We start from the raw sequence: 20099 nt of genomic DNA on the forward strand, positions 1-20099 counted from the left end.
TGCGCCGTCATCCGCGGCTCCGGGGAGTCGAGCCGTGGCGGGGGCCGAGGGTGTGGTGGATCGTCGCCTGGAGCGCCGCGTGGAGGCACGCCGCGGGTGTGAGGGAGGCCGCCGGGGAGCAGGGGACGGCCCAGTGGGGGCCGGGCGGGTGCAGACGGTTCCTGGGCGGTACGGTCACCCAGTTCGCGGTGCCCAGCACCTGGACGGCGGTGAACTCGTCGAACGACCACTCGTTGGCGCTGCCCGGCTCGATGAGCCAGTAGAGGCGGCTGCCGTACGGATCGCGGATGACGGCTCCTGACAAGGCGCCGATCCGGGCCAGTACACCCTCGCCGAGGTAGGCGGGGACCCGTACGGCGTCCCACCACTCCCCCGCGGGTAACAGCACGGCATCCAGGCCCTTCGGCAGCGGCCACCATACGGTCACGGCTTCTCCTGTGCGTCTTGCGCCTCGTATGCGTCTTAAGCGTCGCCGTCGGTGGCTTCGTCGGCTCCCGAGGCGCCGACAACCACCGCACCGTCGGCGCCTCAGGTTGTGACCCGCTCAGCTTGCCTACGAGGCAAGTGGCAAAGTGTCACCACTGAGTGACACTTTGCTCGCACAGTGTAGTCACTTGCCCAATGCCCCGCACCACATCACCGCGAAAGTCCCGCTCCCGCCTACCGCATTGCCCCGTTGCCCCGTTGCCCCGTTGCCCCGTTGCCCCGTTGCCCCGGCACCATGCTCACAGGCCGAGCCATGCCGCCAGGTTGTCGAGCGTGTCGGGGGTGCGGCGGCGCTGGGCGACCAGGCCGTTGATGGTCTCGCGGGCGCCGGGGTGGTAACGGGTCTGTTCCGGCGCCAGTTTGCGGGCCGCCATCACCGACTCCAGGGCGGCGTCGCAGCGTCCCGTCTCCATCTCCGCGCGGGCGCGGTCCACATAGAAGTGCGCACGCCGCGACATCGGCCACCCGTTGGGGAGGCGGACCGTGCGGGACCGCTCCAGCGCCGCCCCGTACCGCCGCATCTCCACCTGTGCGGACACCTCGTGCACCGCCACATTGGCCGGTCCGAAGCTGAGCCAGTGGACACGGCCCGCCTCTCCGGTGCGTCCGGCGTAGAGGGCGGCCTCGCGCAGGTGGGCCGCCACCGCGTCGGCGTCGTGCGCACGGGCGGCGATGACGCTCGCTCCCAGGTGCAACTGCCCCCGGACGGCGAGGGTCTCCCGCGCCTCCCGGGCATCGGCGTCCGTACGGGAGACCGCCTTGTGACCCGCTTCGATGAGGCGCAGACCGATGGTGTGCTCACCCTCGCGGAAGTACGCGAGGGCGCGCATGTACTGGCGTACGGCCGCGAGCAGGGGGTCCGAACCGCGCTCCGCGGCCCAGCCCAGCCGGTCGAGGGCGATGGTGGCCAGATCGTAGAAGCCGAGCTTGGTGGCGATGTCGTGCGCCGTGCGGTACGCCGAGCCCAGTGTCTGCCACAGCTCGGTACTGGGCGTGCGGTGGGCGGCTGTGGTGACCTCCGCGATGAAGGAGGGCAGCACGTGGGCGGCCTTGCTCAGCTGGGTGGCGCGCACCATCCGGCACAGGTCGTCGGCCTGGGCGGCGAGTTCGGCGGGGGTGCGTTCCCGCTCCGTCGCGCCGCCGCCCCGAAGCTCACCCCGTCCGCCCGTCAGCCGGCCCGCCGGTCCGCCTCCCGTCCCGTCCCGCGCGCCGCCCGCAGGGCCACCTGCGGGGCCGCTGCCCGGACAGCTGTCCAGGTCGGTTCCCGTACCGGTTCCCCGGCGGTCACCCGGATCGCTCACCGGGCGGCCCTCCAGACCGTCCTCCAGGTCGTAGAGGTCCAGCGACTCGCGGATGGGACGGATGAGTGCGGCGAGCTTGTCCTGCTGGAGCTCGTTGACGTACGGCTGCCCGGTCAGCACCGTCACGTCGATCCGCAGCAGCCGCGCCACCGCGGAGATCAGGTCGGGCGAGGCGTTCTTGCGGCCCTCCTCGACCTGGCGCAACAGGCTGTAGGAGTAGGGGAGTCTCGCCGCCAGTCCGCGCTGGGTCAGCCCTGCCAGCTTGCGTTGGTGGGCGATACGGACGCCCGCGTGTTCTTCCTTCGGCCCGCGCATCAGCGTCTCCGTTCCGCTCCCTGCGATGACCCGGCACGGTACGCACGTTGTGGCAAGTAGGTGCTTTTCAGCCGGAGGTTCCACCCGATCGTGTTCAGTTGAGTTGCGCCGGGGGGCGCGTTGTGGGAGATGCGCGCAGAGGAGACGGCAGAGGGCCCGGCAGAGGGCGAAACCGCAGGCATTCGTGGTGGGATGCGACTATGCCCTCACCCGTCCTGTACCTGCTCGCCTGCGCGGCACCTCCCGTTCTCCGGGTGGCCGATGTCGTCGAGGACGCCCAACGCGCCGGCTGGGACGTGTGCCTGGGGCTCACCCCCACGGCGGCGCTCTGGCTGGAGGACCGCCTGCCCGCCCTGGAGCGCCGGACGGGACACCCCGTGCGCTCCCGCTACAAGCTCCCCGGCGGGCCCGATGTGTGGCCGCCCGCGACGGTGGCCCTGGTGGCGCCCGCGACGTTCAACACCGTCAACCAGTGGGCGCTAGGAATCACGGACAAGTTCGTGGTGGGTTTCGCCGCCGAGGCGATCGGCAAAAGCATCCCCCTGGTGACCATGCCGTGCGTGAACGCGGCCTACGCCCGGCACCCTCAGTTCGCCCGCTCCCTCGACGTGCTGCGCGGGGCGGGCGTACGAGTCCTGTACGGGGAGGGCGGTTTCGTGCCGAACCCTCCCGGTGAGGGCCGCCCGGGCGCGTTCCCCTGGGACTTGGCACTGCGGGCCGCAGGAGAGGCCGAAGGGGGAGAGGGGTCCGGGTGGGCCGAGGGAGCCGAGCCGGCCGGGCACCGTCCGGGAGAAGTCACGAACTGAACCGGACGCGACCGCGGAAGCCCGCCGCGGCGGATCTCGCCGGGTCCTTTCCGTTGTCCCGATGGGGGGTGACTCTGTCCGGTGCTCACGGGCTGCGGTTTGCGGGCCGCATGCGAGGCGACTGCGGGCTGCGCGTGGGTTCCTCGAAGGAGGTCTCCCACGACCGACTGCGTGGCGCAGACAGTCGTGCACCGCCGAGCACGGGCCGGACGGTGCTGCTCGGCGACGCCTGTTGGCCGTCTCCCTGCTGGCGCGGGCCAAGACGCCTCCCTCGGGATCGCCGGCGCGCACGTACTGGCGACGCAACTGGCCGGCGCCTGCGGGAGCGCGCTCGGGGATGCGCGCGGGAGCGCCCACGGGAACGCGAGCCGTCCGAGCCGCCGGAGCTGGCGGAGCTGGCGGAACTGGCGGAACTGGCGGAACTGGCGGAGGGTGGCGGAACTGGCGGAGGGTGGCGGAACTGACAATGGCGGGAGCCGACGGCTGACCGGCCGGGGTCGGACGAGGACGTGTCTGGGCGCACCGTCCGGCGAAGGCCGCTCTTTCTTCCGCTGCACTTCCGGGTTTCTTCTGGTTTTCTTCCGGTTTTCTTCCGCCCGCGCGATGAGTTCCGCCGCGTCGGCCGGTCTGTCTCTGTGTGAAGCTTCACCGCCCCAGGGGCGGCGCCCGTGAAGAACCTGAGTGAACACGTGAGAACCCGAGAGAAGAGGCAGCCATGTCCCGGAAGATCTTCGTCAACCTGCCGGTCAAGGACCTGAACCGCAGCATCGACTTCTTCACCAAGTGCGGTTTCTCCTTCGACCCCCGGTTCACCGACGAGAACGCCACCTGCATGGTCGTCGGTGAGGACATCCGCGTGATGCTGCTCGTCGAGCCGTTCTTCCGCTCCTTCTCCCGGCGGGAGATCCCCGACACCGCGCGTACCAGCGAGGTGCTGGTCGCTCTGTCCGCCGAGAGCCGCGAGGAGGTGGACGAGCTGGTGGAGCGCGCGCTCGACGCCGGCGCCGAGGCTCACGGCGAGCCCCAGGCGGACGGCCCGATGTACGGCCGTTCCTTCACCGACCCGGACGGTCACATCTGGGAGGTCATGTGGATGGACCCGACGGCCCTCGAGGGCTGACGGCCGTGCCGGGCGGGTCCCGCGGTCCCGCGGTCCGCGACGGGCCCGCCGGCGCGCTGCACTGCCTCCGACGACAGACGTACGCCGAAGTACCGAGCCGGAAGGTGAAATTCCGCCCGGCTCCCGGTCGTTGATCTCGGTGACCGACCCGGTACGAAGCGTGAAAGAGGAGGCGGCCATGCCGGTCCAGCTCAACCACACCATCGTGCGCGCCCGCGACAAGAAGCGGTCCGCCCAGTTCCTCGCGGAGCTGCTGGACCTCGAGGTGCAGCCCCAGTTCGGGCCGTTCCTCCCGGTCGTCACCGCCAACGACGTGGCCCTGGACTTCGCCGACGCGGGTGCGGAACCCGTCGTTCCGCAGCACTACGCGTTCCTGGTGTCCGAGGAGGAGTTCGACGCGATCTTCGGCCGGATCAAGGCCGCCGGTCTGGCGTACTACGCGGACCCGGGACGCACGCGGCCCGGTCAGATCAACCACAACGACGGCGGCCGGGGCGTGTACTGGCTCGACCCGGACGGCCACGTCCTGGAGATCATCACCCGCCACTACGGCGCCGAGGGCCGGACCGGCTGACGCCCGGAAGCCGCGGGGGCCCGGGGCGGGCACCCGTCAGTCCCGCGAGGCAGCGGTCCGGTGAAGCGGCGATCCGGTGAAGCGGCGATCCGGTGAGGCAGCGGTCCCGTGAGGCAGCGGTCCCGTGAGATGCCGGTCGTGAGGCATCGGCCCCGTGCGGCTCCGGGCGGGCCCATGAGGCGTCAGTCCCGCGAGTCCCCGGCATCCTCCCGGTCGGGGCACGGTGTGCCGCGCGGCAGCTCGTAGGGGGCTGCGATGCGGTAGACGCCGGGGCGTGGCGCGTCCAGCACCGTCCAGGTGTCCTGTACGGGTTCGTCCTTGCCCTGCGGCGGCGGGCCTCCGAAGGTCGGTTCGGCCTCGCGCAGGCATCCGTTGACGTTGTCCTCCTCCCGGGAGGGCGGCACCACGCGGTCGCCGTCCGCGTCGACCAGCCCCAGCCACGGCGAGTACGGCACCCGCACCAGCACACGCCCGCTCTCCCGCACCCGGACGGTGACGCTCTCGGCGTCGGCCCGCTCGACCGACGCCGAGGCATCCACCAGGGGCACGGCGCCCTTGACGCGGAAGAGGCGCCAGCTGTCGTCGGACCAGATCTCCTCCAGGTACGGCTGGCCCTCGCTCACCAGCTTGGCCTCGGCGACACCACCCGCGATGTCAGGCGGGTCGGCGGGCAGGACGACGTAGTGGACGGCCCAGCGGCGCAGCCACGCGTAGTAGCGGTCGGGGCTGAGTTCCTTCTCGTAGAAGAGGGGGTTGCGCTCCAGGTCTGCCTGGCGGTTCCAGCCGCGGGCGAGGTTGACGTACGGCGCCAGGGCCGACGCCTCGCGGTGGCTGTTGACGGGGACGACCTCCACACGGGCGCGGTCCGCGTCGGCCTTCTTCAACTGGGCGACCAGGGGTTTCAGCTCCGCCGACCAGTCGGTGTCGGGGGTGGTGTGCAGGACGTCCCAGGTGGGCTTGGCGATCTGCCAGCCCATGGTCACCAGCAGCGCGAGGGCCATGGCGAGCCCCCGGCGTGACTTCCACGGCCGCCAGCCGCGGCCCACCACGATCGGCACCGCCGCCAGCAGCGCCACCGCCCCGAACAGCAGCCCGAGCCGTTCGACGTTCGAGCCGACCTGCGAGGGGATCGCCCAGGTCAGCACGATACCCAGCGCGTAGATGGCGCCGCCGACGCGGACGGCCATCCAGGTCTTGGGCACCATCAGCGTCACCGCGACGGCACCGAGGACGGGGAAGATCAGCGACACGAACGGCATCGGCTGCACGCCCGTGAACGGGAAGAGGAGGGTGGAAGCGGCGACGACCACCGGCGGCGGCACGGCCACCGCGAACATGGCCGCGGGCCTGCGGGCCAGCAGCAGCGAGGCGGCGACGACCTCCAGGAAGAGCCCGGCGACGGGGCTGGCGGCGGTGGCGAGCGCGGCCAGCAGTATCGCGAGCGCCGCCCGCACATACCGCGCCGGGCGGCTGGCACGTGACCCGCGCCAGCGCCCCGGCCACGTCCACACGACCGCGACCGCGCCGAGGCCGAAGAGCATGCCCAGCGCGAAGGTCACCCGTCCCGAGGCCGCGTTGCACGCGAACGCGAACGCGCCCCACAGCGAGGGCACCAGCGGTTCGGGCACCGTCCGGGCCAGCAGCAGGGCCAGCAGCCCGGCCGAGAGCACACCGGCCAGTATCAGCGTCGAGCGGACGCCGAGCACCGCCATCAAATAGGGCGAGATGACGCTGTAGGAGACGGGGTGCATCCCGCCGTACCAGGCGAGGTTGTAGGCGGAGCCCGGGTGTTCGCCCGCGAACTCGGCCCAGGCGTCCTGCGCGGCCAGGTCGCCGCCGCCGCTGGCCAGGAACCAGAGCCAGAGCAGATGGAGCAGGGCCCCTGCCGCCAGGGCGGCGCCGACGACGCCGTACGGCCGGGACAGCACATGGCGCACGCCGCTCCACCAGCGCGACAGCCGCCGCTCGGTGCCGCGCTCGACTGCCGGAGCACCCTCGGCGGACGCCGCTGCCCTGACGGACCCCTCGGTCCCGACGGGTACGCCGGCCTCGGCGGGTGTCCCGGTCCCGACGGGTGCGCCGCCCCCGATGGGTGCCTCGGTCCCGACGGGCGCGCCAGCCTCGGCGGGTGTCTCGGTCCCGACGGGTACGCCGGGCCCGACGGGCGCCTCGGTCTCGATGGACCCCCCGGTCCCAACAGGTGCCTCGGTCCCGACGGATGCGGCGGCCCCCGCCGGCTCGGCCGGGTCGGCCGCCCCGGAAAGCTCGGAAGTCCCGAACGGCCCGGAAGCCCCGGAGGACTCGGAGATCCCGGCGGACCCGGAAGTCCCGGAGAGCCCAGGGGACCCGGAGGACCCGGAGCGCCCTGGGAGCCCGGACGTCGCCGGGGCCGCGGTCCGTTCGCGGGCGGGCGGGGGCAGGGGATCCGGTTCCGGCCGGTTCCCCTGCGGGCGCTGCCCGGGAACGGGTGCGCGAACGGCATCCAAGGCGTCCTCCACGCCCGGACTCCCGGCTATCTCACCGGCGCCGGCGCCGGAGTCAGGCCCCGACTCCGGCGTCGGAGGTGGGTGCACGGTGGCCACTGCGCTCTCTCCCCGTCCTCCCCGTACAGATGTGCGGCTCAGATCCGCATGACGTTACCGGACCACGCCGCGACGCTCCCCCGACGCCCCAACACGCTCCCCGTGATTCACCACAGGGAGCGTGTGGGGCGCGCGGGACGCGCGGACGAACCGGGCGTGCCGACTGGAACGGGGGACGCCGCAGCACGCGGAAAGGTTCAGCCGAGATGCGTCAGCTTGTCCGGGAAACCGGGCTCGCTGAGGCCGTCCTTGACCGCCACCGGGACCTTCACCTGGCCGGGGCCGTCACCCGCGGTCAGGGTACCGACCCTGGTGCCGGGCTCCGCCGTGTGCGGAACGCCCTTCCCGCTGTCGGTCAGTCCGAGCTTCACCTTGAGGCCGGGCCAGCCCACCGCCGTCACGTCCTTGGTGGCCACGACCGGGGTCTTGCCGCCGAGCTGGTCGTCCACATAGCCGACGACCTCGCCCTTCTTGACCACCGTCCGCGAGGTGAGCGAGTCCTGTGCCGCGTCGATCAGCTTCTTACTGGCGGCCAGCACGCTGTCCAGGATCGAGGGCTTGTACTGCCCCAGCACGGCACCGATGATGAGCTGCTTCGTGCCGCCGATCTCCTTCTCCGCCGCGAACAGCAGGTTGCCGCCCGCCTTGGTGGTCGTACCCGTCTTGATGCCGACGACGCCGTCCATCGGGACGAGCCGGTTCCAGTTGGGCTGCGCCTTGCCGTTGGTGTCGGTGTACTGCGGCTGCCGTACGACGTCGCGGAAGACCGGGTACTCCATGACCTTCTTGCCCAGCTTCACCTGGTCGGCGGCCGTGCTGACCGTCGAGGCCGTCAGACCGGAGGGGTCGGTGTAGTGGGTGTTCGTCATGCCCAGGTCCTTGGCGGCGGCGTTCATCTTCTTCACGAACGCCTTTTCCGAACCCGCGTCCCAGCGTGCGATCAGCCGCGCCACGTTGTTCGCGGACGCGATCATGATCGCGTTGAGCGCCTCGCGCTGCGAGATCTTCTGCCCCGCCTCGACCTCGACCGTCGACTCGTTCTGGGCGCTGAGCCCCGCCTCTTTCTCGGCCTTCTGGTCGACCGGGATCAGCTGCCCCTTGCCGCTCTTCTTGACCGGGTGGTCGCGCAGCATCACATAGGCCGTCATCACCTTCGCGACACTCGCGATCGGCACCGGCTTCTGCTCGCCGTACGAGCCGAACGAGCCCAGCCCGTCCACGTCGATCACGGCCTGCCCCTCGGAGGGCCAGGGCATGGACGGCTTGGAGCCGGAGAACGTGTACGTCCCCGACGACGTCATCGACAGCTTCGGGTCCGGCAGCGGACGCACGGCCTGCACGACGACGAAGACCACCGCGAGCAGCAGCACCAGCGGCGTCCAGATCTTCACCCGGCGGGCGACCGTGCGCAGCGGCGTCTCGGGCGGGGGCGGCGAGTTGGTGAGCTGCGCGAGGAGATCCAGCGGCTGCGGCTGCGGCCCGGCCCGGCCTGCCGCCTCGGCCTCCGGCGTGCCCGGCATGGGCTGCTGCCGGGTGCGCTCCACCTCGCTCTCGGCGGCAGCCGGCGCCTCGGCGGCGCCGGGGGCCGGCGGTGGGCCCGCGGGGCGCGACGGAGCTGTCGCCCACGGGTTCGTGGTGCCGCCCGCCGGAGGCGTCGCGGGCTTGGCCGGCGCCGTGGGGGCCGCCGACGCGGTGGGAGGCAGCGGGTTCACGGGCCGCCGCGGCTCGTCGGCGGACCTCAGCGGGACGAACTGACTGGTCCGCTCCGCGTCCGACTCGTCACTGCCCCGCTCGTCCGCCCGTCCCGCGCCTGCGCCCGCCTTCGGGCCGGGCTCGTTCCCGCCGGATTTGTCCTGGCCGGACCGGCTCCCGCCGGTCTTGTCCTGACCCGGCTTGTCTTGGACGGGCTTGTCCTGGGCTGGCTTGTCCTGGACGGGCTTGTCCGGCACGGGCTTGCCCTGGTCGGAGCGGTACTGCTCCGGCTTGCGGGGGTCGGCCACCGCGCCCTTGCCCGCACTGTCCGCCGCGGTGCCGGTGCCCTGTGCGGCGGCGGTACGGGGATCGGGGGTGGCTGAACCCTTTCTCTTGGAGCTTTCCGACTTACCGCCCTTTTCGGACTGCTGCGCCACCCGGGACTCGACGTCGGACGTACGGAAGACCGCGGTGGGCTGGTCGACGGCGGGCTTCTCCCGCGCGCCCGCGGACTGCCCGGCGGTCGCGGAACCCTTGGCGCCGGACCCCTTGCCGTCGGCTTTCCCGCTGCCGGCGCTCCTGCCGCCGTCACCGCTGCCGCCGCTGCCGTTCCCGGTACCGCTTCCGCCGTCGCGGCTGCCGGTCCGCGTCCCGGCGCCGTCGTCCTTGGTGCTCTTGGGCGCGCCGAAGAAGGCCGACGTCAGCCGTTCGGCGCGGTCGGCCGCCGCCTCGTCCTCCGTGCCGGGCTTCTCCTCCCCGCGGCGGATGATCCCGAACATCGCGGTCGGCGGGTCCGCCTGGGCGCCGTTGTCCGCCGCGCGCGCGGCCTGCGCGGCTTTTCCGGCCTTCCCGGCCTTCCCGTTTCGCTCGGACGGACCCTGGCCCCCGCCCTGCCCGGCGTCCGGTGACTTCGGCCGGACCGGGAGGTCCGAGGCGGTCGCGGCGCCACCGGAGCGGTCGGAACCCGCACCGCTCCCGGAGCCCTTCGCACCCTTCGCGCTCATCGCACCCTTGCCGTCCCCGTCGTCGGGGGAGTCCCCGGTTTCCTCCGGGTGGCTGTCGTCGCCGGCGACCCAGGCGGCCACGGCCGACTTCAGCCGCTCGTCACCCTCGTCACCCTCGTCGCCCGCACGTCCACCGCCGCTGCCGCCTCCGTCGCCGTCCCGGCCACCGTCGGCGCCGGAACGCCCGGCCTCGCCGGCCGCCGGCGCCTCGCCCTCTTCTCCGGCGGGGGACGCCGGGGCGGGGATCCGCGAGGACGCCGAGGAGCCCGACGCACCCGAGGACGGCGCCGGGGAAGACGTCGAGGAAGAGGACGACGTCGAGGAAGAGGACGCCGAGGAGGAAGAAGTCGGGGAAGAAGAGGTGCCCTCGGAGCCCGAGCCGGCGCTCTTCTCCGATTCGGCGCCGCTCAACCGTTCGTTTTCGGCCGTCTCACCCGGGCGCGCAACCGTGCCGCCACTCCCCGTCGTCTCCCCCGACGACCTCTCCCGATCCGACCTGTCGGGGGATTCGCCCGCCACCAATGCCTCCTGAAGCTGCTCGCCGCTCGCCATACCAGTTAACAGTGTCCCGTGCACAGAAGCCGCCACCGGCGTGGCGGCGCTCCTCTCGGGGCGGCTCCAACAGCCTCCCCTGACGGCAGACGAGAACGACATACCTACTGGTTCCCGCCCATAACATCCAGGCACTCTCGACAGACCATTGTGAGAGGGGTCACCCTGTCATTCATCCACGCGGGGAGGCATGGATGGGCAGGAGCCGCAGAACAATTCCTGAGGAGCTTCTGCTGCTCGCCCTGGACCCGGCCACGGGTACCACGGCGCAGCCGCAGTCGCTTGACCTCGGTCTGGCCGGGGCACAGCTAGTGGAGCTGGCCCTGGCGGGACGGATAGCCCCGGATGGGGATCGTATCGCCGTGGTACTGCCACGGCCGACCGGAGATCCGACACTGGACTCCGCGCTGGAACTGCTGCGCAGGCGCGGCAGCCCCGTGCGCGCGGTCCACTGGATCGGCGGGCCCCGGCTGGGGCTGCGCCAAACCTATCTCACACATCTGGAGCGGTGCGGCATGGTGCATGCCGTTTCCGGCCACATGTGCGGGGTGCTGCCGACGACGCGCTACCAGGCGACGGACACGGCCATCAGCCGGGAGATCAGGGCCCGGCTCGACGCCGCGATCCGCACCGGGGTCCCGCCGGACCCGCGGACGGCGGCGCTGGCCGCGCTGGCCCACGCGGTCGGCCTCGGCAAGCACCTCTATCCCGGCAACGAGGGGCGGTCCTGCCGCTCCCGGCTACGGGACCTGATCAGGCACGACCCGATGGGCGGACTCGTCGCGCACGCGGTGATGGACGTCCAGAACGGCGCCGCGGCGCAGCCGCGCAGGGCCCAGGCGGGCGGCTCCACGGCCGGCCGCTCCCCGGCCCGGGCGTCGGTCTCCGCGTCCGCGACCACCACGGGACGGCGCGTTCCGGAACAGGCACGGCACCTGGCGGGCGGCATGGTCCGCGCGGGCGCACGCTGAGCGGTTCGCTCCGGCGCACGCGAAGCCGCGCGGCGCGCCGACCGAGCGTCTCGCTTCCGTAAGTCGCCTCCGTCGGCGGCATCCGAGAAGGCACATGAACAGGCCCCGGTGGCCCGTGCTCCGGGCAGTCCGCGGACCGCGCCACGGGCCACCGGGGCACCGCGTCCACGGGCACCGCGCTCCGCCTCGTCCGCGAGGACGGCGGGCGTGGCGCGTGGTCCGAGGGCCCCGCACGGAGGCACCCGCAAGGCAGGGGAAAGGGCGTCTGACGGGGGCCGACGGGCTCCGGTGGAGCCTGCCGTCGGCATGTGCCCGATGGAGGTGCTGCGCGAAGGTGCCGTACGACGGAGTGGCGCGCACGAGGAACCCGGGCGCACGCGCGGGAGGGCGGTCCGGCCCCGAGGACGAGGGCCGGCAACCCCACCCGCGCGTGACCCCCGCGCGGGTGCCGTCCGCCCGATTCCGTACTCGATCCCGCACTCTCTGTTGTCATTTCCCAGCGCGGGCGCACATGTTGATGGCAACCTGCTGGGAGTAGTCGTACTTACACGGAGGTGCGGTCCCGTGGCGTCGAACGTCAACCCCACAGTCCGGCGTCGCCGACTGGGCCAGGAGTTGCGTCGCCTGCGCGAGCAGAGCGGTATGACGGCCGAGGAGGTCGCGGACCGGCTGCTGGTGTCCCAGTCGAAGATCAGCCGTCTGGAGAACGGCAGGCGCAGCATCAGCCAGCGGGACGTGCGCGACCTGTGCGGCGTCTACGAGGTCGAGGACCACCGCATAGTCGATTCGCTGATGCAGATGGCCAAGGAGTCCCGCCAGCAGGGCTGGTGGCACGCCTTCGGCGACATCCCCTACAGCGTCTACATCGGCCTGGAGACCGACGCCGCCTCGCTGCGCGTCTACGAACCCCAGGTCGTCCCGGGCCTGCTGCAGACCCGGCAGTACGCGGAGGCGGTGTGCGAGGGCGCTCTGCCCGAGGCGTCGACCACCGAGGTCGAGAAGCGGGTCCAGGTGCGCATGCGCAGGCAGGAGCGCATCAAGGACCCCAAGAACCCGTTGCGCGTCTGGGCGGTCCTGGACGAAGCGGCGCTGCGGAGGGCCGTCGGCGGGCCGCAGATCATGGTGGAGCAACTGGAGTACCTGATCGAGCTGTCCCATGTGCCGCACCTGACGATCCAGGCCATGCCGTTCTCGATGGGTGCCCACCCGGGCGTCAACGGCCAGTACGCCATCTTGGAGTTCCCCGAGGCCACGGACTCCTCCGTGGTGTACCTGGAGGGCGTGACCAGCGACCTGTACCTGGAGAAGACCCAGGACGTCCAGCGCTACAGCATGATGTACGAGCACCTGAGGGCGGGGGCTCTCAACCCCGAACAGACACGGGAGTTCATCGGAAACGTGGCAAAAGACTTTGCCCGCGGCTGAGTCCGGGGACTGTACACCTGCCTGAGAGACGCTGGGAAGAGTCTCTTGGTATATGCCATCCGGTCGAGTGAACGGCTGCTCCGGAGTCCGACAGCAGGGCGGTAGCGTCACCGCCACACCACCCGCAAACGGACTCAGAACCGGAGTTGAGATGACAATCCCGCAGGGACCAGGTCAGACGTGGATCAAGTCGTCGTACTCGGCAAATGGCGCATGCGTCGAAGTAAGGCCCACGACCGTGCGCACGATCGCGGTGCGTGACTCGAAGGCGTCCGACGGACCCCACCTCGGGTTCGACCAGGCGTCCTGGAACCTCTTCGTCCAGGCGGTGAGCACCGGGTCCCTCGACCTCTGAGCGACCCCGCCACCGATCCGGCCCTCTCGACAGACTCGCCGTCCCCGCCGAGAGGGCTTTTCACTTCCCTGGGAACAGCCGTGAGTTGTTCCCCCTGGAGCAGCCATGAGTTCGCTGAACCGCTCCACGCGTCCGGGCCGGCGACGCGGCCCCGGAAACCGGGTCCCGAAGACGGGGGCCCGAAGCGGGGCCCGATGTCGGGGGTCTGCGGCAGGAGGTCCGACGTCGGGGGCCCGGAACCGGAACCGGAACCCGATACGGAACCCGGAGCCCGGCCCGGAACCGTGCCTCGTGGCTCAGCGGAGTGCCCCGTGGCTCAGCGGAGCTGGTCCACGTAGGTGTCGGTGCCCGGGATCGTCGGGATGAACGGTGCCACCAACTCCGTCCGCCCCGCCCCACCCTCCGCGAGCGCCTCCCCCAGGTCCGCGAACCATGGCTCCCAGCAGGCGCGCGGATCCTCCTGGAGGAACCACAGCAGCGTCAGCCGGGTGTCCACGCCCTCCACCTGCTTGACGTACGACATCCTGTCCACCGGCAGCGGGGTGGGCCGGAAGACGGTGACCATGGCGGCCGGTGAGCCCGCCAGCCGCGCCGGGAGGTGCCGGGCGCGCAGCCACTCCAGCAGGGCGGCCCGCTCGCGCGGGCCCGCGGCCTCGACGACCTGCAGGATCAGCCCGCGGTAGGGGTGGTCGAGCGCGTGGTGGTCGCGCGGTCCGGCCGCGCCGTCGCGGTAGACGGTGGCCTCGTGGTCCTGGAAGCTGGTGAAGACGTGGGTGCGGTCGCGGTAGACGCGCCCGTCGCGGTTGAGGCGCTTGTTGATCGCCACGGTCCACTTCATGTGCTCGGCGTAGCGGCCCTCGGTGATCCAGTACGTCGACAGGTAGCAGCCCGCCGTCACCGGCCGGGCCACCGCCGAATCCGCCGGAGAGCGCAGACTCCGCAGCTCACGGGTCGCCACCCAGCGGCGCCCCGCGTAGATCCAGGGCATGGCCATGGCGCCGGCGATGTAGTGGTCGTCCTCGTACCAGCGGTTGTAGGCGTACTCATGGCCCGGGTGCGGTTCGACCATGGTGATCAGCGCGTGGCCGGGCCGCACGCCGTACGATCCGACAGCGGCCAGCCGCGCGTAGTCCTCGCTGTCCGTACCGGCGCTTCGCCCTGCCCCGGCACCCCGCCCGTCGGCAGCCCCCGTGACGTCCGGGGAGCCCGAGGAGGCCGCGGATCCCGAGGAGGCCGCGGAATGCGGGGAGGCCGGGGAACCCGAGACGGCAGGGGAACCCGGGGAACCCGGGACGTCCGGGCCCGAGGGGGACGGGGTGTCCGGTGCGGTGGCGGGTGTGCCGCCGGTCGCGGCGGTGGGTGGTGGTGCGGTGCCGGGTGCGGGCCGGTCGGCCGATGGCTCCATCGTGGCTCTTCCTCCCCCTCGGTTCCTCCCGTACGGTGTACCCAGCTGTGTAACTGACGAGGCGTCAGAATTCGTTACCCGTGCGGGAGGGATCCGGCGTGCTGCTCGCGGACAGGACCGTGGTGGTCTCAGGTGTCGGTGCCGGACTCGGACACGAGGTGGCCGCCGCCTGCGTACGGGAAGGCGCCCGCGTCGTCCTCGGCGCCCGCACGGAGGCCAGGCTCAGCGCGTGTGCCGAGGCCGTCGACCCGGACGGCACCCGCAGCGCCCACCGGACCGCCGACATCCGCGACGAGGCGCAGTGCGAGCAGCTCGCCGCGCTGGCCGTGGAACGGTTCGGCGGCATCGACGCCGTCGTGCACGTCGCCGCCCTCGACACCGTCATGGGCGGGCTCCAGGATGCCGACCTCACCGAATGGCAGCGCGTCCTGGACGTCAACCTGCTGGGGACCCTGCGCATGACACGGGCCTGCCTGCCCGCCCTCAAGGAGGCCGGGGCCCGTGGGGACGGCTCCGTGGTGATGATCGGCACCCAGTCCTCCGTCGCGGCCCCGACCCAGGTGCGACAGGCCGCCTACGCCGCTTCCAAGGGCGCCCTCGTCTCCGCCATGTACTCCCTCGCCCGGGAACTGGGACCCCACGGCGTACGGGTCAACACCGTGCAGCCCGGCTGGATGTGGGGGCCGATGGTCGAGGGTTACGTGGCGTGGGCGGCCGAGTCGGAGGGCACGGCACCCGAGCAGGTGCGCGCCCGGCTGGATGCGCGCATGGCGCTGCCGCGGATGGCGGAGGACGGCGACGTGGCCGAGGCCGTCGCGTTCTTCGCCTCCGCGCGGGCCCGCGGGATCACGGGGCAGTGCCTGCTGGTCAACGCGGGCGAGCACATGCGCTGACCACCCGCCCACCCGCGCCCTCGTTCCGAGCGCGCCCTCGGAACCGCAGGGCGTGGAGGAGCCGGCCGCAGCCCGTTGAAGAGCCCGCCGCAGGCCGTGGAGGAGCCGGCGCGCTTCCGGCTGCTGTCGGGGAACCGTGGCTGCCCCGGTCCGGGAGCGCCTCGGTCCGGGAGCGCCTCGGGCCGGGGCCGCGTCATGCCAGAGGCCGCCCCGGGCCGAGGCCGCATCGAGCCGGCACCTGCACACGGGCTCGCACGTCGGGGACCCACACACCAGGGCGCTACGCCCCCGTCCGCTCCCACGCCCGCTCGAACAGCCTCGGTATCGGCATCGACGGCACCACCGCCATGTGCGTGGCCGAGCGGCGGTTCTCCGCCTGGGGGAGCAGCGGGAGCTTGCCGGCCTCCAGCGGGAGGCGTGGTGCCGCGCGCTCGTGCCAGGCGCCGGGGACGAACAGGGCGCGGCCCGCCCGGGAGCGGGCGGCCCGCACGACCAGCGGGGTGGCCGCCAGCTGTGCCGCCGCCTCCTTGAAGCGGGCCGGCCTCCAGCCCGTCCACGTCTTCACATTGCGGTCGGTCGGGTCCGGCAGGGCCAGCAGCATCAGATAGAGCGCGGCGGCGTCCTCACCGAGGCCGTGGCGCTCCGCGCACCGGGTCACCAGGTGGGGGACCGAGCGGGCCGGGTGCTGTTCCCATCCCGGGGGCAGCGTCCGGTCGGCTTCCAGATGGGCGCCCAGGGCCGCGAAGTCCTCGCTCAGCAGCAGCCGCAGGTCCGCGAGGGCGGGGAGGCCGGAGGGGGTGGGCAGCCACTGGGAGGGGTAGAGGCCCTCCAGGTAGGTGTCCAGTTTCTGGAGGACCGGGTCGTCGGCGCCTGTCAGGTGCGCGGGGTCCACGAGGACGTGCCGTATCTCGTACGTCTCGTCGTCGGCGACCGTGACCGCCGGGTGGGCCGTGAGCGGCTCGATGGAGGGCGGGGCACCCATCAGGTAGTTGCGCTGGAGAGAGAAGACGCGCAACGGTCCCGGTCCGGCGGCCAGTTCCGCGCGCATGCGGGCTGCCGCGGCACCGGCAGCCGTGCGCGGCGGGGAGCCCGCCGGGGTGCGGTAGGCCGCCCAGGCGGCTATCCGGGGCAGGTCGAGCAGCCCGGCGTCGGACGCCTGCCGGGGGTCGGGGGTCAGGCAGCCGTCGCCCATGGCGAGGCGGCCCAGGAGGACGGAGCGGCGCAGGGCCGGCCACCACTGCGGGGCCGAACCACCGCCTCCTTCCCTGCTCATGGCGTGCTCGCCCTTCGGGGCGGCGATCTCCTTGGTGGCCTGCGGCATCAGCTCGTGCGGCACGGGCAGCGGTTCCCCGAACTCGGCCAGCCACCACTCCACGGCGCGATCGAGGTCCGGCCCCTCGGTCCACAGCCGCTCGGGGTCCTCGGGCAGGAGCCTGTCGTACAGCCTCCGCAACTGGGCGGGGGTCAGGAAGCCGAGCGCGTCACAGGCCTGGTCGAGTTCCTTGTCGCGTACCTTCCACTTCTCACTGCCGTAGTAGCCCGTGCTCAGGGGCACCTCCTGGGCGACGTCCTGGTGGGCCGCGGACGGCAGGCCGCCGCGCAGCAGGATCGTCGCCTCCGGGATGGACAGGCCGATCCGCGCCGCGAGGTCCGCGGCCAGTGCGGGGCGGGCCGGGGCCGGGCCGCGCTCCCGGTACAGCTCGGCGAAGCGCGTGAACCACCCGCCGGGACGCGCCGGTTCCAGCACCTGGGTCCGGAGGGGTTCGAGGCCCGCGGCCGCGAGCGGTCCCGCTGCCGGGAAGTCGCCGTCCGGGGCGTACTCCAGCACGCGCAGCACAGGGTCCCGCTTGCGTCCTGCGGCCGTCCCGCGCTGCGGCACAGCCACCGCGGCGGACGTCGCCGTGCGGATGGGCCGGGCGTACAGCGTCCTCCACCGGTTCAGCGCGGTGGGGGGCGTCGCGTATTCGACGATCCGCCACTCGCCCGCCGGGTCGGTGGCGAACGGGCACTCCGCGTACTCCGCCAGTTCCTCCACCGTCCTCGGCCCGCTGCTTAGGCCGGCGCGCAGCGCCTCGACCACGGCGTGCCCGTGGTAGTGCGCGGGCCTCAGCCGCTGCCAGCCGGCCTCCGCGGCTCCGCTGCCTTGGTCGATGTCGCCGTCCCAGGGCGGGGTGTCGGAGACCGCCAGCTCCATCAGGCGGCGGGCGAGGGCCGGCCCGGAGGTGTCCTGCTCCGGGGCGGGCGGCTGCGCCGGCTCGGAGCCGGGCGGGGCGAGGCGGCGCACCAGGCGGGCCTGGCCGACGAGGCAGTTGGCCGCCATCACGAGCAGATGGGTCACCCGGTGGAAGCTCGCGCTCGCTTCCTGCCAGGCGGTGCCGGGGGCGAGTTCGGGCAGTTCCTCACGGAGGAGCACGTAGTTGTCACCCGTGGCACCGCTGTCCTGGCTGAGGTAGGCGGGCTCCACCCTGGCGACGAGCTTCTCCACCCGCGCGCGCTCCAGGCGCACGGGCAGTTCCGGCATCAGCAGGCCGATGACGTCGACAGCCTGGACCTCGCGAGCCGCCTCGGCGTCCTTGAGCAGCTCGTCGACCGCTCCCCCGACGTGCACGAACCGGCCGAGGAGCGTGACGAAGCCGTCGAAGTCCACTCCCGCGCGCAGCCGTGCCCGCTCGCGTTCGCACCAGGCGCGCAGTTCCTCGTGACCGACCCAGGTGGCGTACAGATGGGTGGCGCCCGGCCAGCCCTTGGTCTCATGCGGGTTGTACCACCTGTTGGAGGACATCCCGTCGGCCGCCGTGCCGTGGCCCACCGTCATGTCCAGATCCGCGCGCATCCACGCGCGGACCTCGCGCTGGAAGCGCTCGTCGGCCAGCAGGTGGCGCAGTTGGGGACGGTGCGTGAGCAGCAGGTCGTACGGCTTGGTGTCGGCGAGGCGTTCCGGCGGGTCGTTGACCGGGACCCCGTGTCCGAGAAGTACGTCGATGAGGTCGAGGGGGACGCGTTGCTTGTTCTTCCAGTCCCGGTGCTCCCACTGCCGGAACTCGACCGGGACGCCGTCGGCGGCGGCCTTGGATGCGACTTTTTCCGCCAGTTCGTACAGCACCGGCCCGGGGGCCCTGTGGGTGGGGATCCGGACGTTGACGCAGCGGGTCAGCCAGGCCGCCGTCGTTCCGTGCGGCAGTCCGGGGCGTTCGCCGGCGAGCTGGGCGAGTACTCCGGTGCGCTCCAGCAGCGTCCGCCACAGCTGTGACTCGCTGCCGGAGCCGTAGCCTCCCGGCCGCAGGGCCAACACGGCGTCGCGGACCGCCTCGGGGCGGCGCTCGACCAGCGCGTCGAGGGCGCGTCCCTTGCAGCAGGCCGTCCAGAACTCGGTGTCGCTCAGCGAGAGACCGCCGTCCGCGAGGAGGTCCTCCATCATGGAGGCCAGCTCCTCGTCCGGGTCGAGCCGGGCCGCTTTGGCGAGCTTGCGGATGTCCGTGGCGAGCTGGGGGTGCATCTCGCCCTGCTCGCTGTTGCGGGCGCGCACCACCTCGCGGAACCGGGCGAGGGTGTCCGCGCCCACGCCGTCCCCCGCGGCGAGTTCGGCCACCCAGGCGCGCAGCACGGAGGCGGAGAGCGCGCCGGCCCGGGCGTAGCGCAGGTACCGTGCGTGCAGCCAGGCGTGGTCGGGGGCGCGGCCGAGGTTGCGCTCGGTCCTGCGGGCGCGGCCGAACCAGGCCGCCGCCTCCTGCTCGGTGCCCGCCTCCAGCGCGAAGTCGGCCATCTCGTCCAGCAGTGTGACGGCCAGCGCGGGAGCGGTCTCCTCCAGGCCGGCCAAGACGCCGTCCATGTCCTTCTTGAAAACGTACTTCCACTCCAGGGTCTCGCGCCGCAGGGCGCGGATCTTCTCCAGGGCGAGGCCATGCTGGTGCGGGTGGGCGGCCAGGACGCGCTCGGGGAAGGGGAGCCGGCCGTCCGCGTCCTGTTCCTCGTCGGCGAGGCCGGTGGCGAACAGGTCTGCCGGTTCCCATCCGTCCTCGCGCATCAGGAGGTCGCGGTAGGGGATCACGTCCTCAGCGAGCAGCTGGGTGAGGGTGCAGCCGTGCGGGCCCGCGTAGGTGCGGGCGAACAGCCCCTCCTCACCGCGGGATGCGGTCAGGGGCACGCCCGCCGTCTCCAGGGCGCGGCGCCACTCCGGATCGGCCTCGGCCAGGGCGAGCGGGCCGCACGTCCCCGCCGCCGCCCAGGCGCGGGCGCGTTCCTCGCACGCCGTGCGGTGTGCGAGGAGCGTGTTCCGCACCGCGATCAGGGACGTCAGGTCCGGGGCGCCCGCGAGCTGCGCGGGCACCTTCTTGAGCTGCCGGCCCCTCGGATTGCGGTAGACGATCTCAAGGTCGTCCGCCACCAGTTCGGCCGTGTACCCGTCCTTCTCGACGCTCGCCGCCATTCCCCGTTCCTCCCCGTTCTCCCCGTGATCCCTTGGAATCAGCGGGTCCCGTGCCCCGTTCCGCCCGTTCGTCCTGCTCGCGGGCGCACTCGTCCCCGTGCCGGATGCCGCGTCGGGATCTTGGGAACACCCTACGCACCGCCACCGACAGGCGCCGCGGCCTGTGGATAACTCGGGACGGCGGCGCCCGGC

Annotated in this window: 13 protein-coding genes; 7 read left to right on the top strand and 6 right to left on the bottom strand. The window is 72.6% G+C overall.

Annotated elements, in window-relative coordinates:
• Positions 1 to 7 precede the first annotated feature (7 nt).
• Positions 8 to 427 (bottom strand): hypothetical protein, encoded by a 420-nt coding sequence (locus FM076_RS13945; protein ID WP_173870769.1) that lies wholly within the window; start codon positions 425 to 427, stop codon positions 8 to 10.
• 298 nt (positions 428 to 725) lie between these two features.
• Positions 726 to 2102 (bottom strand): helix-turn-helix domain-containing protein, encoded by a 1377-nt coding sequence (locus tag FM076_RS13950; protein ID WP_173870771.1) that lies wholly within the window; start codon positions 2100 to 2102, stop codon positions 726 to 728.
• A 200-nt stretch (positions 2103 to 2302) separates the two neighbouring features.
• Here FM076_RS13950 and FM076_RS13955 point away from each other — a divergent pair, with 200 nt between their 5' ends.
• From FM076_RS13955 to FM076_RS13965, 3 genes are all read left to right on the top strand, one after another.
• Positions 2303 to 2908, top strand: a complete 606-nt coding sequence (locus FM076_RS13955; RefSeq protein ID WP_173870773.1) for a flavoprotein — start codon at positions 2303 to 2305, stop codon at positions 2906 to 2908.
• Positions 2909 to 3623: 715 nt separating this feature from the next.
• Positions 3624 to 4028 carry a VOC family protein gene (locus tag FM076_RS13960; protein ID WP_173870775.1) on the top strand — a complete coding sequence of 135 codons (405 nt, stop codon included), beginning with the start codon at positions 3624 to 3626 and terminating at the stop codon, positions 4026 to 4028.
• A gap of 178 nt (positions 4029 to 4206) precedes the next feature.
• Positions 4207 to 4602 carry a VOC family protein gene (locus FM076_RS13965; protein WP_173870777.1) on the top strand — a complete coding sequence of 132 codons (396 nt, stop codon included), beginning with the start codon at positions 4207 to 4209 and terminating at the stop codon, positions 4600 to 4602.
• 182 nt (positions 4603 to 4784) lie between these two features.
• On the opposite strand, the gene FM076_RS13970 is transcribed toward FM076_RS13965, so the two are convergent.
• Positions 4785 to 6539, bottom strand: a complete 1755-nt coding sequence (locus FM076_RS13970; protein WP_345945001.1) for an MFS transporter — start codon at positions 6537 to 6539, stop codon at positions 4785 to 4787.
• 842 nt (positions 6540 to 7381) lie between these two features.
• A complete protein-coding gene (locus FM076_RS13975; RefSeq protein ID WP_243274492.1) occupies positions 7382 to 10291 on the bottom strand; it encodes a D-alanyl-D-alanine carboxypeptidase family protein in 2910 nt (969 codons plus the stop codon).
• Between the two features lie 335 nt (positions 10292 to 10626).
• On the opposite strand from FM076_RS13975, the gene FM076_RS13980 reads away from it, so the two are divergent.
• The 3 genes from FM076_RS13980 to FM076_RS13990 all read left to right on the top strand — a co-directional run bounded on the left by FM076_RS13980 (position 10627) and on the right by FM076_RS13990 (position 13183).
• Positions 10627 to 11403 carry a GOLPH3/VPS74 family protein gene (locus FM076_RS13980; RefSeq protein WP_173870781.1) on the top strand — a complete coding sequence of 259 codons (777 nt, stop codon included), beginning with the start codon at positions 10627 to 10629 and terminating at the stop codon, positions 11401 to 11403.
• A gap of 564 nt (positions 11404 to 11967) precedes the next feature.
• Positions 11968 to 12828 carry a Scr1 family TA system antitoxin-like transcriptional regulator gene (locus tag FM076_RS13985; protein WP_173870783.1) on the top strand — a complete coding sequence of 287 codons (861 nt, stop codon included), beginning with the start codon at positions 11968 to 11970 and terminating at the stop codon, positions 12826 to 12828.
• Between the two features lie 151 nt (positions 12829 to 12979).
• Positions 12980 to 13183: a DUF397 domain-containing protein gene (locus FM076_RS13990; protein ID WP_173870785.1), complete on the top strand. Its 204-nt coding sequence runs from the start codon at positions 12980 to 12982 to the stop codon at positions 13181 to 13183.
• Between the two features lie 316 nt (positions 13184 to 13499).
• Here the strand turns inward: FM076_RS13990 and FM076_RS13995 are convergent, their stop codons facing one another.
• Positions 13500 to 14303 (bottom strand): hypothetical protein, encoded by an 804-nt coding sequence (locus FM076_RS13995; protein ID WP_173874732.1) that lies wholly within the window; start codon positions 14301 to 14303, stop codon positions 13500 to 13502.
• Between the two features lie 383 nt (positions 14304 to 14686).
• Here FM076_RS13995 and FM076_RS14000 point away from each other — a divergent pair, with 383 nt between their 5' ends.
• On the top strand, positions 14687 to 15481 hold the full coding sequence (locus tag FM076_RS14000) for an SDR family oxidoreductase (RefSeq protein ID WP_173874733.1): 795 nt from the start codon (positions 14687 to 14689) through the stop codon (positions 15479 to 15481).
• 280 nt (positions 15482 to 15761) lie between these two features.
• Here the strand turns inward: FM076_RS14000 and FM076_RS14005 are convergent, their stop codons facing one another.
• Entirely contained in the window at positions 15762 to 19907 is a 4146-nt protein-coding gene (locus FM076_RS14005; RefSeq protein ID WP_173870787.1) for a hypothetical protein, read from the bottom strand.
• Between the last annotated feature and the right edge of the window lie 192 nt (positions 19908 to 20099).

The organism is Streptomyces albus subsp. chlorinus (genome assembly GCF_013302895.1).
GTDB lineage: Bacteria > Actinomycetota > Actinomycetes > Streptomycetales > Streptomycetaceae > Streptomyces > Streptomyces chlorinus.

Excerpts from the sequence above, each read along its gene's own strand:
- FM076_RS13965 (WP_173870777.1), top strand. The coding sequence starts at position 4,207 with ATGCCGGTCCAGCTCAACCACACCATCGTGCGCGCCCGCGACAAGAAG.
- FM076_RS13990 (WP_173870785.1), top strand. The coding sequence starts at position 12,980 with ATGACAATCCCGCAGGGACCAGGTCAGACGTGGATCAAGTCGTCGTAC.
- FM076_RS13955 (WP_173870773.1), top strand. The coding sequence starts at position 2,303 with ATGCCCTCACCCGTCCTGTACCTGCTCGCCTGCGCGGCACCTCCCGTT.
- FM076_RS13960 (WP_173870775.1), top strand. The coding sequence starts at position 3,624 with ATGTCCCGGAAGATCTTCGTCAACCTGCCGGTCAAGGACCTGAACCGC.
- FM076_RS14005 (WP_173870787.1), bottom strand. The coding sequence starts at position 19,907 with ATGGCGGCGAGCGTCGAGAAGGACGGGTACACGGCCGAACTGGTGGCG.
- FM076_RS13950 (WP_173870771.1), bottom strand. The coding sequence starts at position 2,102 with ATGCGCGGGCCGAAGGAAGAACACGCGGGCGTCCGTATCGCCCACCAA.
- FM076_RS13980 (WP_173870781.1), top strand. The coding sequence starts at position 10,627 with ATGGGCAGGAGCCGCAGAACAATTCCTGAGGAGCTTCTGCTGCTCGCC.